Here is a 17,109-nt window from a genome sequence, read left to right as displayed (position 1 = left end):
GCAAGGGAACAGTTTCCCACACTGATCGTTCCTGCGCCTGAATGGATCGAAGGAGCTAAATCATGACCGGGCATGCCTCCCCAAAAAGTAATGAAAATCTCAAGGACAGAAATCCCAAAAATCCAACCAAGGAAAGCTTGGCTGAAAAGGAACATGAGGAACTCGACGACGAGCTAGATCGGGAACTTGAGGATAGTTTTCCGGCGAGCGACCCGCCGTCGATGACCCAACCTGCTCTGAAACCAGGTGGCCCTGAACGTAAGAAGGCGAAATAACAACCCGTTTTTTTTGCAAATTTGGGTGGCAGTGACCGCGCTATTCCATTGACGCCCAAATTTTCCCATGTTATCCCAAACTCTCCCGCGTCGTGGTTAAGGCGTTGGACGGTGTGTTTCGGCGCGCCAGTGGCCTTCGCGGCCAAGCCCGAGGGAACCCGTGCGGGTGGGGTTGGGAGTGGACGGATTTGTCTCGCATTACACCAGCAGGCTCGATGCCAAGGGGCGGGTTTCGATCCCAGCGCCGTTCCGGGCAGTGCTGGCACGAGACGGCTTTGACGGTCTTTATGTTCACCCCTCGCTTGATGTTGAAGCCCTCGACTGTGGCGGGCACGCTCTTCTGCGTGAAATTCACGACCTTCTTGGCAAGCTTTCCCCTTATTCAGAGGAGCGCGATCTGTTTTCGACGGCTCTCATTGGAACCAGCGAGATTTTAAAAATTGATACGGAGGGGCGCGTGATCCTCAGCGAAAGCGCCAAAGCTTATGCGGGTATTGCCACGGAGATCACTTTCGTTGGGCATGGATTTAAATTTCAAATCTGGGAACCGGGACGTTTTCTCGCGCATCTTGCGGAGGCCAGAAGCCAGCTGCGCGATTTTAGAAAACAGCTTAGTTCCAGACACGTGGCGCCGGAATCGCCGCCGCCACGGCAACATGGAGCACGGGAATGACAGCGGGTCGCGGCGATGAGGAATTTCTCGCCGCAGGCGGACCGGCCCGGCACATTCCCGTGCTTCGTGATGAAGTCATGACCGTGCTTGCCCCGCGTGAAGGCGGGCTCTACCTTGATGCGACCTTTGGCGCGGGCGGTTACTCGCGCGCACTGCTCTCCATGCCCAAGCTTAGAGTTTTGGCGCTCGACCGCGACCCCATCGCAATCGCCGAAGGGGCCATGATGGCGGCCGAAACATGCGGGCGGTTAACTCTCGTAAAGGAGCGATTTGGAAGGCTCGACCAGGCGGCACGGGAGCTCGGCTTTTCCGATTTCGACGGCGTCGTTCTCGACATCGGCCTCTCCTCGATGCAGATCGACGATGCCAGGCGCGGCTTTTCCTTTCGTGGTGATGGTCCCCTCGACATGCGCATGGACTGCGCGGGGACGAGCGCGGCCGATCTCGTCAACACGGCCGCGGAAGCAACTCTCGCCAATATCTTTTATTATTTTGGTGAGGAGCGGGCATCGCGCCGGATTGCCCGTGCCATCGTTATGGACCGCGCGAAAGCACCCTTCACCTCGACGGCCGCCCTTGCCGGAATGATCGCACGTGTGGTCCCCGGCAAAACGGGTGAAATACATCCCGCGACACGCGTATTCCAGGCGCTGCGCATTGCCATCAATGATGAACTCGGCGAACTGGTCCACGCGTTAGCGGGGGCCGAAGCTGTCCTGAAAGAGGGCGGCCGGCTTGCCGTGGTGACGTTTCATTCGCTTGAGGATCGCATCGTCAAACAGTTTTTCGCCGAGCGTTCCGGTCGCGGACGAACGGCCTCCCGGCGGCTTCCCCATGAGATTGCGCCGCCTCAGCCAACCTTTGTTCTTGCCGGCCGCCAACCGGTCATACCATCGCAGCGCGAGATAGACGCCAATCCCCGCGCGCGTTCGGCCAAGCTCCGGCATGGGGAGCGGACGAAAGCTCCGCCGCGCGGCCTCGATGATCGCTTAATGGCGCTTGCGAAACTTCCTGTCGTTCATCCGGGAGGGCACTGACATGGTGCGGATGCTAAATATTTTTGCGATCGCTGCACTTATCGCTTCGGCCATCTACGCCTATACAATCAAATATGAAACGATTTTTCACGCCGAAACCATCATGAAGCTTCAACATCAGATCAAAGGGGAACAGGATAAAATCGGCATGTTGAGGGCTGAATGGGCGCATTTGACTCGCCCAGAACGCATTCAAGCACTCGCCGACAAATTCCTCGATCTGCAAACCATTGCTTTGAGTCAAATCGTTAGTACGGAGTCTCTGCCAGGCAAGGCGCCAAGAGTTGACGCGATTGGCCGCAAACTCGAAGCGCTAGGCTTTGCGGAACTGGCAAATACCCCTAGCAATAGCAGCATTGTTGATCCCGCCGCGTCCGCCACGCCGGCCAGATGACGGCCGCAAAAGATGAATGATCACCTCAATACAGACTTCGAGACCGCGCCTAACAATGTGCCGATGGGGGCAGCTGGCCGCCGTCCTGGTATCTTCAAAAAACTTTTTTCTGGCTTGTCCGCGGCAAAACCGGACAAAAGTGTATTCCGCATCCGACTTGCGGCTTGGATATTTCTCGCTGTCTATGGGATCATCGCGGCCAGGCTCATTGATTTTGGTTTGCGCTTGGACCCGCCGCAAAGCGTCAAACATGCGGCCGCAGATGCTGTCGCTGCCGCACGCCCCGACCTTCTTGACCGCAATGGCGAGATCCTGGCGACAGATGTCAAGGTCATGTCGGTCTTCGCGGAACCCCGCCGGATCATCGACAAGGATGAGGCGGTCGAACTTCTGACCGCCGTGCTTCCGGGCGTTGACGCGCGTGACCTGCGGGAACGGCTCGGTTCACGGAAGGGGTTCGTTTGGGTCAAGCGCGCGATTACTCCAAAACAGCAACTGGAAGTCTACCGGCTCGGTCTGCCCGGAGTAGGGTTTCTTGCCGAGAACAAGCGAGTTTATCCCAATGGGCCCATTGCCGCGCATGTGCTTGGCTTCGCCAGCCTTGATGGCATCGGCATTTCTGGACTGGAAAAATATATCGATGGCCAGGGACTGGCGGAATTGCACGGTGCGGGATTCAATCTGACGCCGCAAAATCTAAAACCAATCACGACCTCACTCGATCTTAAGGCCACCTATGCCGTCAGGGACGAACTCACCAAGGGTATCGCCAAGTTCAGGGCCAAGGCAGGCGCGGCGGCCATCCTCGATGTGAATACCGGCGAAATTGTCGCAATGGCATCCTTGCCGGATTACGATCCCAACACCCCGGCGGATGCGCTTGATCCCGACCATATCAACCGGCTGTCCGTTGGCGTCTATGAAATGGGATCAACGTTCAAGGCTATTTCCGTCGCGATGGCGCTTGATTTGGGCAAGGTAACGCTGCGCTCGAGGATTGATGCGCGCGACAGCCTGCGTTATGGCCGCTTCACCATTCACGATTATCACGCGACTCACCGGATGCTGAGCGTGCCCGAGGTTTTTACATATTCCTCCAACATTGGGGCCGCGCGCATGGCTTTGATGGCAGGAGTCGAGGCACATAAGGCATTTTTGAGAAAAATGGGCCAGCTTAGCCGGTTGCGCACAGAACTTCCCGAATCCGCCGAGCCCCTTGTCCCGAGAAACTGGGGCGAACTGAATACTATGACGATTGCCTTCGGGCAGGGCCTTAATGTTGCTCCCTTGCAGGCCATGATGGCCGTCGGCGCTTTGGCGAATGGCGGATTTCTTGTCACGCCGACCTTCCTGAAGCGGAACGAAGAGGATGGAAAAAGCAATGCCCCGCGCGTCATCAAGCCGGAGACGTCAGAGTCCATGCGCTATTTGATGCGGCTCAACGCCGAAATCGGCACCGCCAGAATAGCCGACATCCAAGGCTATTTTGTCGGCGGCAAGACGGGAACCGCAGATAAGATCATCCACGGACATTATGCGAAGGATCGAGTCTTCACGACATTCATGGCCATTATGCCCTCCGATAAGCCAAAATATCTTTATTTGACTCTTTTGGACGAGCCGCAAGGCTTGCCGGAGGACGGCGGCTATCATACTGCAGCCCATAACGCGGGTTTGGTCACAGGTAAGATCATCGAGCGGACAGGACCCCTGTTAGGGCTGCCGCCGCGCCCCGATACGCCGGTGCAACCATTTCCGCTCCTCGCCAAACTTGGCTATGGAGAGGCCAATCAGCCGGCAAAAGGCGGAGGAGGGCATTGATGCGCCTTGCCGAATTGTTTCGTCAGGCGGATATTCCGGAGGGTTTGGCGGCCCGCGAGATCAAGGGCATCAGCGCCGATAGCCGTGAGGTGACGGCGGATATGGTATTTTTCGCGGTGCCGGGAACCAAAACCGACGGCCTCGCCTTTGTGCCGCAGGCTGTCCAGCGCGGGGCTGTCGCGATCGTTGCCGAGCACGATCCAGGGGACGAAATCGGCTCTGCCACGTTCGTTAAAGCTGCCGATGTCCGGCTTGCCTTGGCGCAGGCCTCCGCGCTTCTCTATCCGCGCCAGCCGGAAACGATTGTCGCAGTCACAGGAACAAGCGGCAAGACATCAGTCGCCGATTTCGTGCGGCAAATTTGGTCGGCCCTTGGCGCGAAAGCAGCTTCCCTTGGCACGCTTGGCATCGTCGCGCCTTCAGGGCCGGTTTCCGGCTCGCTCACCACCCCAGATCCCATCAGCTTGCACAAAACCCTGGACACACTCGCACGAAGCGGCGTCACCCATCTTGCCCTCGAGGCTTCCTCGCATGGTCTTCTGCAACGCCGGCTCGATGGCGTCCGCCTTACCGCGGCGGCATTTACCAACCTTTCCCGCGACCATCTGGACTATCATGCGACGCTTGACGAATATCTTGCCGCCAAACTGCAGCTTTTCGAGCGGCTGCTTGAGCCTGGTCAAGCCGCCATTGTTGATGCAGATAGCGACGTCGCGGAAAAAATCATCGCGGCCTGCGAAACGCGTGGCCTTCGTGTTATCTCGACCGGCTTCAAGGGCGACAGTCTTCGTCTGCTCGAAGCTAAGCCGGAGAATTTTTCGACACAGCTAAAAATCGCTTATGAGGGCAAAATCTTCCAGCTTTTGCTTCCCCTTGCCGGTGCCTTTCAAGTCTCGAACGCGCTCGTCGCCGCGGCTCTTTGTATTGCGGGCGGAAGTCCGGCCGAAAAGGTTTTCCAGGCACTCGAAACACTCGAGGGCGCACCTGGCCGCCTCGAAATCGTCGGCCGGAAAAATGGCGCGCCGGTTTTCGTCGATTACGCCCATAAGCCGGATGCACTTGATAAGGCAATCAGGGCATTGAGGCCCTTTGTGCGCGGTAAACTCATTGTGGTGTTTGGCTGCGGGGGCGACCGCGACACCGGCAAACGGCCGATCATGGGCGAAATCGCTGCGCATCTGGCGGATCATGTCATCGTTACAGACGACAATCCCCGCTCGGAGGATCCTGCACTGATCCGCAAAGCCATTCTTAGCGGCGCGCAAGGCTCGGAGAATGTCGAAGAAATCGGCGACAGAGCTTTGGCGATCGTGCGGGGAATTGCGATACTTGCGCCAGATGATGGCCTCCTCATCGCGGGTAAGGGACACGAAACCGGGCAAAAGATCGGCGAACAGGTTTTGCCATTTTCGGACTCGGGCTGCGTTCGCGCGATCTTGAACGAAGCGTCCGCATGAGCACCGCGACCAGCAGCAATTTTCTGTGGACGAGCCTCGCTCTCGTCGATCCGCTGGAGGCACGGGTCTGCGGCCGTCTCCCGCGTGGCGGCATTACGGGAATTTCGATCGACACGCGCACCTTGCGGGAAGGAGAACTCTTTTTCGCCATCCAAGGGGTCAATTCCGACGGCCATGATTATGTCGCAGCAGCATTCGAGAAAGGTGCGGGTGCGGCGGTGGTCGACGAGGCCCATGCCGACGCGCTCCGGCCGTTTGGGCCGCTCTATGTCGTGACGGATGTTCTCGCGGCGCTAGAACGCCTCGGCGTGGCGGCGCGGACAAGGTCCACCGCCCGCATTGCCGCGGTTACGGGATCGGTGGGCAAGACATCGACGAAGGAAGCCTTGCGGCTCGTGCTAGCTCATGCCGGTGCCACGCACGCGTCGGCTGCCTCCTATAACAATCACTGGGGCGTGCCGCTCTCCTTGGCTCGAATGCCGAAGGACACAAGATTTGGAGTGTTTGAAATAGGAATGAATCACAAAGGCGAGATTATGCCACTGACCGCAATGGTCCGACCGCATATTGCGATCATCACATCGATTGCTCCCGTCCATCTTGAATATTTCGACAGCGTGGATGAGATCGCCGACGCTAAGGCAGAAATTTTTTCGGGTCTCGCACCCGGCGGTGTGGCGATACTCAATCGTGATCTTCCCCAATATGAGCGCCTTCTGGCGCATGCGAGGGCATCGTCCGCGGGGCATGTCGCGAGTTTTGGCGAACATGAGAATGCCGATGCGAGGCTGACAAAAGTAACGGTCGGCATCGATCATTCCGTGGTCGAGGCAAGAATCTGCGGCCAGAACCTAAACTTTCATCTCGGGATGCCAGGCCGCCACTTTGCGATAAATGCGCTTGCCGTGCTGCTTGCCGCGAAAGCGTTTGGTGTTGATCTCGATGAGGCCGCGAGCACACTCGCAATGTCCTCACCGCAGACTGGACGTGGCGAGAGGCTGGTATTACCTGCCGAGGGTGGTCCATATACGCTGATTGACGAGAGCTACAATGCCAATCCCGCATCGGTGCGCGCGGCGTTGGCGGCTTTGGGCGCGCTACCTAAACAAAGCAACGGACGCCGCATTGCTGTCCTCGGCGATATGCTGGAACTTGGGCATGGCGGGGCGGCGATGCATGCCGAACTTGCCGGTGACATTACGGCCAATCATATCGATCTCGTTTTCGCGGCTGGTCCTTTGACTAAGCATCTCTTTGAGGCTTTGCCAGATCAGCTGCGCGGGGCATGGCGCGATCGGGCAAGTGATCTTGTGCCGCTGGTTGGGGCGGCGGTGCATGGCGGTGATATGGTGATCGTAAAAGGGTCGAACGCCATCCGGATGAATGCGATCGTCGATGGCCTTAAACAGCGCGCGGGGAAGAATCTGCCGGGAGCCGTGACATGCTGACTTGGCTTGCGGAATTTTCAACGGTTTACAGCCCGCTCAATCTGTTTCGTTACATCACCTTTAGGACCGGCGGCGCCACCGCGACGGCGCTTTTCTTCGTCTTTTTTTTCGGCCCGAGAATCATTTCGGCGCTGCGTTTGAAACAAGGCAAGGGCCAGCCAATTCGCGACGATGGCCCGCAATCTCATATCCTGTTGAAAACCGGGACGCCGACGATGGGAGGCCTGATGATTTTGTCCGGTCTTATCGTCTCAACCTTGCTCTGGGCCAATTTGCGCAACCATTTCGTTTGGATCGTGCTTTTGGTCATGGTGGGTTTCGGCGCGATAGGTTTCTACGATGATTTGTTGAAGGTTACGAAGCAGACTCACAAAGGCTTTTCTGGGCGTCGGCGATTGGCCTTGGAGGTAGCTATCGCGATTGCTGCTTGCTATGCGATGGTAAAATTCGGGACGCCGCACACGACGGCTCTGTCGTTGCCGGCGATCAATGGGTTTGTCGCAGACCTCGGGATTTTCTTTCTTGCTTTTGGGGCTTTCGTGATCGTTTCCGCAGGCAATGCGGTCAATCTCACGGACGGCCTTGACGGTCTTGCCATCGTACCCGTGATGATCGCGGCAGCGGCTTTCGGAATCATCGCTTATCTCGCTGGAAACGCGATATTTTCGACATATCTCGGGATCAACTTCGTTCCCGGGTCGGGGGAACTTGCCGTCGTCTGCGGCGCTTTGATCGGCGCTGGCCTCGGTTTCCTTTGGTTCAATGCGCCGCCCGCGCAGATCTTCATGGGCGATACCGGATCTCTCGCGCTCGGCGGGGCGCTTGGCACCATCGCCGTCGCCGTCAAGCATGAGATCGTCCTTGCCATCGTCGGCGGCCTTTTCGTCGTCGAGACCTTGTCCGTTATTGTCCAAGTGGTCTCATTCAAGATGACCGGCAAGCGCGTCTTCAAGATGGCGCCGATCCACCATCATTTCGAGCAGCTCGGCTGGTCTGAACCGCAGGTGGTGGTCCGCTTTTGGATCATCGCTTTCGTGCTGGCGCTCATCGGCCTCTCCACATTGAAGTTGAGGTGACGATGACGCCGGTCACTTGCTTCGAGAGTAAGCACGCCGCCGTGTTTGGCCTCGGTGGCTCCGGGTTCATCACTGCGCAAGCGCTTGCCGCCGGCGGTGCTCGCGTGTCGGTCTGGGACGACAATGAACATGCCCGCGAGAATGCCCGCGCGGCGGGGCTGAGGATCGAAAATCTTGCGGCCGTGGACTGGCGGAATTTTGATTCGCTTGTTCTTTCTCCCGGGGTTCCGTTGACGCATCCGGCGCCTCATTGGACGGTCCTTAAGGCAAAGCAAGCCGGGATTGAAATCATCGGCGACATCGAATTGTTTTGCCGCGAACGCCAGAAAACCGCGCCAGGCTCGCCCTTTGTGGCTATCACCGGGACGAACGGAAAGTCCACAACCACAGCGCTTGTTGCGCATCTCTACAAGAGTTTCGGATTTGCCGTTGAAGCCGGCGGCAATATCGGCACTCCCATTCTCGCGTTGGAAAGGCCGGCGCCGGAACGCGTCCACGTCGTTGAGTGCTCATCCTTTCAAATCGATCTTGCGCCATCCCTCAATCCGTCCGCCGGTGTCCTTTTGAATGTCACGCCAGATCACCTTGACCGGCATGGCACGATGGAAAATTACGCAGCGATCAAGGCGCGACTGGTCGAAAAAGCCGATCTCGCGGTTGTCGGAATCGACGATGACATTTCGCGTGCCATCGCCAATAGGCTGATCAAATCGGGGAAACGGGTCATTCGCGTTTCCGTGAACAACACGCCGGTTGAAGACAGTATTGTCCTCGATGGAACGTGTCTTTTGCGTTATTACGGTGGCCGTTCGGCGCCGATTGCGGATTTGGCCGGAATTGCTTCGCTGCGCGGAAAACACAATGGCCAGAATGCCGCCGCCGCTGTCGCTGCGCTTGGGCCGCTTGGTCTTGATACGGAGCGTGTCGCAAAGTGCCTGCGGAGTTTTCCCGGGCTGCCGCACCGTTTGGAAGAAGTGGCGCACGAAGGTAATGTACTGTTTGTCAACGATTCCAAAGCGACCAATGCCGATGCCGCCGAAAAAGCATTGCTCTCCTTCGACAAGGTGTTTTGGATTATCGGCGGCCGGGCGAAAGAGGGCGGCATCGAGCCGCTGCGGCCTTTGTTCGGGAAAGTGATCAAAGCCTATCTGATTGGCGAATCCAGCGATGTTTTCGCGCGAACCATCGGAGAGGCTTTTCCCTATGAGCGCTGCGGGTCACTCGAAGCCGCAGTTCCCGCGGCGGCGCGCGATGCTTTTGCAAGCAAGATTGCCGAACCTGTCGTCCTGCTTTCGCCTGCCTGCGCGTCCTTCGACCAATTTCCAGATTTCGAAAAAAGAGGCGATCGCTTTCGCGATCTCGTCAAGGCTTTGCTCGCGGACAAAAAAGCGAGTTGAGGAGGCAACTATGGTATCGCGCGCGGAACGCTCGCCGATGGCGAATTGGTGGTGGACGATCGATCGCTGGATCCTCGCGGCCATTGGCGCGTTAATGGTTTTGGGGCTTGTGTTGACGATGGCCGGCAGCCCGCCGGTTGCCGAGCGTCTCGGACTCCCGGCCTTCCATTTTGTGCATCGTCAAGTCCTTTATTTGATTCCCTCGATTGCCGTCCTTTTTGGGGCGTCATTTCTAACTCCCCGGCAAGTTCGCCGTGTGGCGCTCATCGTGTTTTTGGTATCGGTCGCCTTGATCGTGACGGCACTTGTCGTTGGTCATGAAGTCAAAGGATCGCGCCGTTGGATTTTGGGCATCCAGCCTTCGGAATTCTTGAAGCCAGCCTTTGTCATCCTCGTGGCATGGGCTTTTTCAGAGGCCGCAAAGCGGCGCGATGTTCCGGCAAATCTGATCGCCATACTGTTGCTGCTGGTGACGATCGTTCTTTTGGTCCTCCAGCCGGATTTCGGCCAGACGATGCTGATCTCGCTCGTTTGGGTGGCTCTGTTCTTCATGGCTGGTTTGCATTGGTTTTGGGTGGCTGGTTTGGGCGGCGCGGGTGTAGGCGGCGCGATGCTCGCTTATAAATTCGTGCCCCACGTCCGCGCCCGAGTCCTCAAATTCATCGATCCAGGAGCGGGTGGAGGCATGGTCGACACGTTTCAGGTCGATACCGCGCTCGATTGTTTTCTGTCCGGCGGCTGGTTTGGCAAGGGGCCGGGCGAAGGGACTGTCAAACGTATCCTTCCTGATGCCCATACGGATTTCATTTTCGCGGTAACCGGCGAGGAGTTCGGCGCGCTGGCCTGCCTTTTGATTGCGGCCATTTTTGCCTTCATTGTGCTGCGCGGCTTGTCTCTGGCGGCGCGCAACGAGGACCCATTTTGCCGGTTCGCGGCGGCTGGACTGGTCATGCTTTTTGGCATCCAAAGCGTCATCAACATGGCCGTCAATCTGCACCTCATCCCGGCGAAGGGCATGACCTTGCCGTTTATTTCCTACGGCGGCTCCTCGCTGATTTCGCTGGCGATGGCGATCGGCTTTTTGATCGCGGTTTTGCGCAAACGGCCGGGTGCGGCGCTCCTTTCGGAGACAAGGATGGAAATTTTCGCATGAACGGACGAGGTCCGGTGGCCGTCGCGGCGGGGGGGACTGGCGGCCATCTGTTTCCTGCGGCTGCGTTGAGCCACGCACTCAAGGTCCACGGCTTTGAGGTGCATCTCATCACGGATGAACGGGCCGCGAAATATGACGGCAATTTTCCGGCCCATACGGTTCATAGATTGGCTGCCGCGACCCCGAGCGGCGGGTCGCTGTTGCCGAAAATCCGGGCGATCGTCACGATCATCCGCTCGACCCGCGCTGCGCGGCGGCTCTTCAAACAGATTCGTCCGCGCGCGGTGATAGGGTTTGGCGGCTATCCGACGGTCCCCCCCGTTCTGGCGGCATCCCAGCTCGGAGTGCCGGTGATACTGCATGAGGGCAATGCCGTCATCGGCCGCGCCAACCGCTACCTCGCCGACAGGGCCGAGGTGATCGCCAAGGGTTTTGAGGTGCTTGGCGGACTCCCCGGTAACATGGCCATGAAGACACGTCTTACAGGAAATCCCGTCCGCCCTATGGTCATCGAGGCCGCGCTGACAGCCTTCCCAGACTACTCCGATGGAAAGCTGCGAGTTCTCGTGACCGGCGGCTCGCAAGGAGCCCGGATTTTCTCGGACATCGTGCCCCCCGCGATCGAACTTCTGCCGCCGGAGGCAAGACGAAAGCTCCACATTACGCAGCAAGCGCGCGCCGAGGACGAGGAAAGGGTGCGTGAAACCTACAAGCTACTTGGCGTCGATGCCGAAATCCGCTCGTTTTTTGCCGATTTGCCGGAGCGGATTGCACAATCTCACCTCGTGATCGCCCGTGCCGGGGCCTCGACCGTTTCCGAGCTTGCCGTCATCGGCCGTCCTGCGATCCTTGTGCCGTTGCCGGGGGCGCTGGACCAGGATCAGGCGGCCAATGCGGAACAATTCGCCGCGTCCGGGGCCGCGATTGTTGTCACGCAGAGCGTATTTTCGCCGCAATGGCTGGCGACTTCTCTTGTCGAAGCGCAGGCTGATATGGATGGCCTTGCGCGCCGTGCCGCCGCGGCGAAGCGGACGGGCATCACGGACGCGGCTGAAAGGCTTGCCGATCTGGTGCTTGGTTTGGCGACGAACAAGGATAAAGTTCATGAGGTTACCGGATAAACTGGGCCCCATTCATTTCATCGGTATTGGTGGCATAGGCATGTCCGGCATTGCCGAGGTTCTTCTCAATCTCGGCTATACGGTGCAAGGCTCGGATGCTTCCGAAAGCGCCAATGTCTTGCGGTTGCGCGGCAAACGCGCCCTCGTTCATATCGGGCATGATGCGAAAAATCTCGGGGCCGCCGAAGTCGTCGTTGTCTCAACCGCGATCAAGCGCGACAATCCCGAACTTATTGCCGCCCGGAAAAAGCGCCTGCCCATCGTCCGCCGGGCGGAAATGCTTGCCGAGCTCATGCGCTTAAAGCATTGCGTCGCCATTGCCGGGACGCATGGCAAGACAACGACCACGTCCCTTGTCGCCACTCTTTTGGAAGCTGGCAAATTCGATCCGACCGTCATCAACGGCGGCATCATCAACGCATACGGCACCAATTCGCGGCTTGGCGCCGGTGACTGGATGGTTGTCGAAGCCGATGAAAGCGATGGCACCTTCCTCAAACTGCCGGCTGAAATCGCGATCGTCACCAATATCGATCCCGAGCATCTCGATCATTTCGGAACTTTCGACGCGATCAAACAGGCCTTTCGCGCTTTCGTCGAAAACCTTCCCTTTTACGGTTTCGCCGTGATGTGCATCGACCACCCCACGGTCGAAGAGCTTGCCGGAAAGATCGAGGACCGGCGGGTCGTGACCTATGGTGTGGGCGCGCAGGCGGATTACCGGCTCGCCGGCATCGATCTCAGCAACGGCGTCTCGCATTTCACGGTGATCATCCGTGACCGCGAAACGGGTGCCGAGACCACGCTTGAAAACATTACCATGCCAATGCCGGGCCAGCACAACGCCTTGAATGCGACGGCCGCGATCGCCGTCGCGCACCGGCTCGGCATGAGCGGGGAAGCGATCCGCAAAGCGCTCGCGGGTTTCGGCGGCGTCAAGCGCCGCTTCACCCGCACCGGCGATTGGAATGGCGCTGCCATTTTCGACGATTACGGCCATCACCCCGTCGAGATCGCTGCCGTGTTGCGGGCTGCCCGTGCGTCGGCCAAGTCGCATGTGATCGCCGTCGTGCAGCCGCATCGCTACACGCGCCTCCATTCGCTCTTCGATGGCTTTACATCTGCATTCGACGACGCGGATACGGTGATCGTCGCCGATGTGTATTCCGCGGGCGAAGCGCCGATCGCTGGCGCCGATCGTGAGTCCCTCGTTGCCGCCTTGAAGGCGCGAGGACACGTTCATGCGCTCGGCCTCAAACGGCCGGAGGATTTGGCGCCGCTTATCCGCTCGCTCGCCAAGCCCGGCGATTACGTCGTGTGTCTCGGCGCGGGCAACATCACCCAATGGGCGCAGGCGCTGCCCGCGCAACTCGCGGCGGAAGACATTGATGCTGGCGCCGCCGAATAAAGGCGCCGCGATTTTTCCCGATCTCGCAGCAGAACTGACGGGGCGGATGCCTGGACTGCGCGGCGTGCTCTCAAACCACGCCCCGCTGGCGCATTTGTCCTGGTTCAAGACGGGCGGTCCGGCGCAAGTGTTATTCGAGCCGGACGACGAGAGCGATCTTGCCTATTTTCTGTCCCGACTTGATCCCGCGATTCCGGTTCTCGTGCTTGGCGCCGGGTCCAACATACTGCTGCGCGATGGCGGCGTCGAAGGTGTCGTGATCCGCCTTGGCAAGGGATTTTTGGGCGTTGAAATCGACGGCCTGACCTTGCGCGCGGGGGCTGGCGTACCCGACGTGAAACTGAGCTCCGCCGCTGCGAAAGCGGGCGTCGCGGGGCTTTCGTTTTTTCGCGGCATCCCAGGCTCGGTCGGGGGTGCGCTTCGCATGAACGCGGGTGCCTATGGGGCCGAGACCAAGGACGTGCTTGTTTCATGCCGGGGCGTCGATCGAAGCGGCCGCATTCTCGAGTTTGCCAATGCGGATATGGGATTTACTTATCGCCATTGTTCGGTGGCATCGGACGTGATCTTTACCCAGGCGGTTTTCGCGGGTAGCGCAGGCGATCCGAAAACCATTCTAGCCGAAATGACGGAGATCACCAAAGCACGCTCGGAAACGCAGCCCGTCAACACCCGCACTGGCGGTTCGACCTTCAAAAATCCGCCCGGCCAAAAAGCCTGGGAACTCATCGACAAAGCGGGCTGCCGCGGCATCACCGTTGGTGACGCACAAGTCTCGGAGCTTCATTGCAATTTTCTCATCAATCGTGGATCAGCGACCGCCGCCGATCTCGAAAGCCTGGGCGAACTAGTTCGCGCCCGCGTCAAGGAGACGAGCGGGGTCACCTTGGAGTGGGAAATTTTGCGCGTTGGGAAAGCCATCCCGTCCTGAATGGCGTACCCGTGCAGAAAAAAAATCGTTAAGCGCACTTTACGAAACCGCAACTGGTTCGATCATTGCCATCGCGGCTTTTTCCACGTCGGTTGTTCGATTGCTCCACCCGTGCCCGTAGGTTGCAAACCCAGACAACGAGCGGTAATAATCGAGCCGAAGCTCGGACATTTTTCGGACGACCTCCTGAGGACTCTTGGCCCTCGCCGCTGCAATGGTGGCGTCGCCAACCGAACCGTCGTCGGCAGCTCCTACAGCTTTCTGCAACAATTTGGCTGACCGCCCCGGTCCGGCATTTACGCCAAAATCAAACGTCACCAAATCGACACCTGGGGGGAGATCTTCGCACCTCAATTTGTTCCAATAATTGGTTCGATAGATTTCACACGCCGTGTCTCGCGTGAGTTTTTTCACGTCATCGATGGCGGCGGCGGATTGCCCGCGATCCTCTAACCATGCGCTCAGCGTCTTTTGCGTGATTCCAAAATTGGTCGCGCCGCCGGGATCGTTAGGGTCATTGGAAAAGCCTCCTTCTTTGGCCAAGACGATGTCGACACACTTTGGAAAGTTCGATCGCTTTACCGCTGCTGGTTGTATGTTGGCTGGATTTGCGACAGCGGAAGACTGGCGAACAGCATCCAAATTGATTGACTGAGTCTCTTTGATCATGCTTGCTTGTGACTTGATAGTCTCGCTCATCCTCTGTGACTGCGCGAGCTGTATGTCTGCGGTTGCAGCATCTTTTAGGCGGGATCCTTGAGAAGACCCCAGCCAGAAACTGACCACCGTTGTAAAGGCGGCGACAAGCGCTCCGAGTGTGAGATTAATGAGCTGATAGGTCCCGTCGATGGGCTTGCCGTCTTTGCCTATCGGGACGCCAAATATCATGAGATAATAAAAGATGATGAAAAATCCGAGCGTGACTATAAGCGAAATCCAAATAGGTGCTCGGGCCGCAGGTCCCCCTGACTTTGACGCATCATAGAACCTCTGCCGGGCTGTGTCGACATCCTGCAAGCTGGCTTTGAAACGCTCGAACTCATCATTTCGACGTTCAGTCTCTTCGTCTTGCTGGATTTTTAGTTTAGCGAGTTGTTCCTCCTGTTGCGATTTGAAGAACGCGAGTTGCGCCTGGGTCTTCTGTTCATCCTGTTTGCGTTGCGCTTCAGCCTCAGCGAGATGGGCTTGCCGTATTTTCTCGGCTTCAGCGGCGGCGATTTCCGCCAGCTTCAATTGAAGCTGTGCGGCTACTGAGGGATCTGTATCGATCTTCAGCCGGGCAGCGGTAGAGTCGGTCGTGCCCGTAATGTCGCTAACGGCTTTGTTAATGGCGTCTTTGACCGGACCTGTCTTGTCGCCTGCAATCAGATTGACAAGCCCAGGGAGCAGTTGGAGAGCAATTGGAATGAGTGGCAGCATGGTTCCCGATCCCCCTAAATTTGAAACATTCGCAATGTTGGGTATGGCGTTGGCCACAATCGGCGCCAACGCAGCCAAGTCGATCCCCAGCTGCTTGGCCGTTTCATCTCCCATTTCCCCATCGACAACCAAGCCTTGCGCCTGCTGAAAGGCGACGACGGCTTCCATCGTCTTTTGACCGAACTCCCCGTCGATCTTCCCCGGATCAAATCCTTTTGCCTTCAAGGCTTCCTGGATTCCTGAAACGGTGGACGAACTCATGTTGGGGGCATTGGGAGCGAATAAATGAGACGGACCAGATACATCTACCGGCCGAACTGTGCCGTCATAGGCAATCTCCGGCAATAGAATCCCAGCGTGCCATGTTCTCCCGGCGACTTTTCCGGCTTTCACGCCGTAAGCTTTCCCCATCGCCTCGATCGTGCCGCCGTGCCCGTCTGAGAGGACGATGTGCCCATACTTTCCTGGCACGTTGGGAGGAAAACGGAGGAGAATGCCGCCAACCGTCGCTGCCGCCTTCTCGACAGACGCGCGAATTCCCCCACTCTCAACGTCGCGTTTCCAATATCCTGTCCAAGCGTTCGCTTTGTGAGGATCGCCGTGATTGTCCTCGCAACCGTAGAGAATGCCGGCTTCCTGAAAGACGAGCCAAGAGATAAATTCCGCGCAGTCCCATGGTCCGCGCCAATTCGGATCATCCTTGGGAACATCAACAAATCTGTATTCTTCACCAATGTGTTTTTGGGCTCTTTCAACGAGCCCCTGTCCACTCGCCATTGCACCCCCCAAATTGCGGATAACAGTAGGCGTTTGATCAACCGAAATGATTACTGCAGATACGTAAAAGCGTGGCTAGCCGCGCCCCCCAATAAGGGGACGTGCTCTAAATCTTAAGATGTCTTTTTGGAAAATATGTCATCCGGCATCCCCCCGATTGCCGACGATTGATCTAAATCTGACTCGGTTCGGCCGGGTTGGCAAGTCCGTACTCTCGCCGATGGGTCATCACGGGCGTTGACAGCAACCAGCGCTCCCGGACGGAGAACCCTTGTGCAGTGCGATCCGGTCAGTGGCTGGCTGGACCGTTGGCCCGAGCGTTCGCGCCATGCGCTCTGGAAGCGCGCGGCGTCACTCTGTAGGGTGGGAGTGGCCTTCTGTGTTCAGCGGCGCGCCCCGCGCGGAAAAACCCATTCATCGCACGGCGGCGGAAAAGCCTATCTGACCTTTGAACTCAAGGACGCGCCAAAGGCGCGCCGCCTCCGGCGGTCGCAGATCCTTGACTTCAAAGGTCAGATAGGCTCGGTTCAGCCGTTCGTTGAATGGAATCATGTGGCCGCCACGGCCCTTGATGTGCCGAAATGCCAGGCCCGATGCAAAAAACACCCGCGCACAACACGCTTTTTTATGGCGACAATCTCGCCATTCTGCGCGAGCACATCGCCGACGAGAGCATTGATCTCATCTATCTCGATCCACCATTCAATTCCACGGCAAGGAGA

At 58.0% G+C, this 17,109-nt stretch carries 15 protein-coding genes; 13 read left to right on the top strand and 2 right to left on the bottom strand.

What is annotated here, in order from left to right; all coding sequences use genetic code 11:
* Window positions 1-62 precede the first annotated feature (62 nt).
* The 13 genes from QEV83_RS04935 (at window position 63) to murB (ending at window position 14,191) form a co-directional block, all read left to right on the top strand.
* Window positions 63-275 (top strand): hypothetical protein, encoded by a 213-nt coding sequence (locus QEV83_RS04935; RefSeq protein WP_280131167.1) that lies wholly within the window; start codon window positions 63-65, stop codon window positions 273-275.
* Window positions 276-453: 178 nt separating this feature from the next.
* Window positions 454-948: a division/cell wall cluster transcriptional repressor MraZ gene (locus QEV83_RS04930; RefSeq protein WP_280130134.1), complete on the top strand. Its 495-nt coding sequence runs from the start codon at window positions 454-456 to the stop codon at window positions 946-948.
* Window positions 945-1,985 carry a 16S rRNA (cytosine(1402)-N(4))-methyltransferase RsmH gene (rsmH, locus tag QEV83_RS04925; protein ID WP_280130133.1) on the top strand — a complete coding sequence of 347 codons (1,041 nt, stop codon included), beginning with the start codon at window positions 945-947 and terminating at the stop codon, window positions 1,983-1,985. Before QEV83_RS04930 ends, rsmH begins: the two co-directional genes overlap by 4 nt.
* A 1-nt stretch (window position 1,986) precedes the next feature.
* Complete coding sequence (locus tag QEV83_RS04920; RefSeq protein WP_280130132.1) at window positions 1,987-2,379, top strand: hypothetical protein; 393 nt, start codon at window positions 1,987-1,989, stop codon at window positions 2,377-2,379.
* A gap of 12 nt (window positions 2,380-2,391) precedes the next feature.
* Window positions 2,392-4,200 (top strand): penicillin-binding protein 2, encoded by a 1,809-nt coding sequence (locus tag QEV83_RS04915; RefSeq protein WP_280130131.1) that lies wholly within the window; start codon window positions 2,392-2,394, stop codon window positions 4,198-4,200.
* On the top strand, window positions 4,200-5,657 hold the full coding sequence (locus QEV83_RS04910; protein ID WP_280130130.1) for a UDP-N-acetylmuramoyl-L-alanyl-D-glutamate--2,6-diaminopimelate ligase: 1,458 nt from the start codon (window positions 4,200-4,202) through the stop codon (window positions 5,655-5,657). The genes QEV83_RS04915 and QEV83_RS04910 overlap by 1 nt, the downstream gene beginning before the upstream one ends.
* A complete protein-coding gene (locus QEV83_RS04905) occupies window positions 5,654-7,105 on the top strand; it encodes a UDP-N-acetylmuramoylalanyl-D-glutamyl-2,6-diaminopimelate--D-alanyl-D-alanine ligase (protein WP_280130129.1) in 1,452 nt (483 codons plus the stop codon). The genes QEV83_RS04910 and QEV83_RS04905 overlap by 4 nt, the downstream gene beginning before the upstream one ends.
* The gene (gene mraY, locus QEV83_RS04900) at window positions 7,099-8,181 is read left to right on the top strand and encodes a phospho-N-acetylmuramoyl-pentapeptide-transferase (protein WP_280130128.1); all 1,083 of its coding nucleotides are present in this window, start codon (window positions 7,099-7,101) and stop codon (window positions 8,179-8,181) included. Before QEV83_RS04905 ends, mraY begins: the two co-directional genes overlap by 7 nt.
* Before the next feature lie 2 nt (window positions 8,182-8,183).
* Complete coding sequence (gene murD, locus QEV83_RS04895) at window positions 8,184-9,578, top strand: UDP-N-acetylmuramoyl-L-alanine--D-glutamate ligase (RefSeq protein ID WP_280130127.1); 1,395 nt, start codon at window positions 8,184-8,186, stop codon at window positions 9,576-9,578.
* Between the two features lie 10 nt (window positions 9,579-9,588).
* The gene (locus tag QEV83_RS04890; protein WP_280130126.1) at window positions 9,589-10,731 is read left to right on the top strand and encodes a putative peptidoglycan glycosyltransferase FtsW; all 1,143 of its coding nucleotides are present in this window, start codon (window positions 9,589-9,591) and stop codon (window positions 10,729-10,731) included.
* A complete protein-coding gene (gene murG, locus QEV83_RS04885; RefSeq protein WP_280130125.1) occupies window positions 10,728-11,852 on the top strand; it encodes an undecaprenyldiphospho-muramoylpentapeptide beta-N-acetylglucosaminyltransferase in 1,125 nt (374 codons plus the stop codon). Before QEV83_RS04890 ends, murG begins: the two co-directional genes overlap by 4 nt.
* Window positions 11,836-13,260, top strand: coding sequence for a UDP-N-acetylmuramate--L-alanine ligase (gene murC / locus QEV83_RS04880; RefSeq protein ID WP_280130124.1), 1,425 nt, complete (start codon window positions 11,836-11,838; stop codon window positions 13,258-13,260). Before murG ends, murC begins: the two co-directional genes overlap by 17 nt.
* Window positions 13,241-14,191 carry a UDP-N-acetylmuramate dehydrogenase gene (murB, locus tag QEV83_RS04875; RefSeq protein WP_280130123.1) on the top strand — a complete coding sequence of 317 codons (951 nt, stop codon included), beginning with the start codon at window positions 13,241-13,243 and terminating at the stop codon, window positions 14,189-14,191. The genes murC and murB overlap by 20 nt, the downstream gene beginning before the upstream one ends.
* A gap of 39 nt (window positions 14,192-14,230) precedes the next feature.
* On the opposite strand, the gene QEV83_RS04870 is transcribed toward murB, so the two are convergent.
* Window positions 14,231-16,003 carry a glycosyl hydrolase 108 family protein gene (locus QEV83_RS04870; protein WP_280130122.1) on the bottom strand — a complete coding sequence of 591 codons (1,773 nt, stop codon included), beginning with the start codon at window positions 16,001-16,003 and terminating at the stop codon, window positions 14,231-14,233.
* A gap of 798 nt (window positions 16,004-16,801) precedes the next feature.
* Window positions 16,802-16,939 carry a hypothetical protein gene (locus QEV83_RS04865; RefSeq protein WP_280130121.1) on the bottom strand — a complete coding sequence of 46 codons (138 nt, stop codon included), beginning with the start codon at window positions 16,937-16,939 and terminating at the stop codon, window positions 16,802-16,804.
* Window positions 16,940-17,109: the final 170 nt, after the last annotated feature.

It is taken from the genome of Methylocapsa sp. D3K7 (assembly GCF_029855125.1).
Taxonomy (GTDB): Bacteria; Pseudomonadota; Alphaproteobacteria; order Rhizobiales; family Beijerinckiaceae; genus Methylocapsa.
The sequence above is the reverse complement of the archived record's forward strand: the minus strand, read 5'-3'. Positions and strand labels throughout refer to the sequence as shown.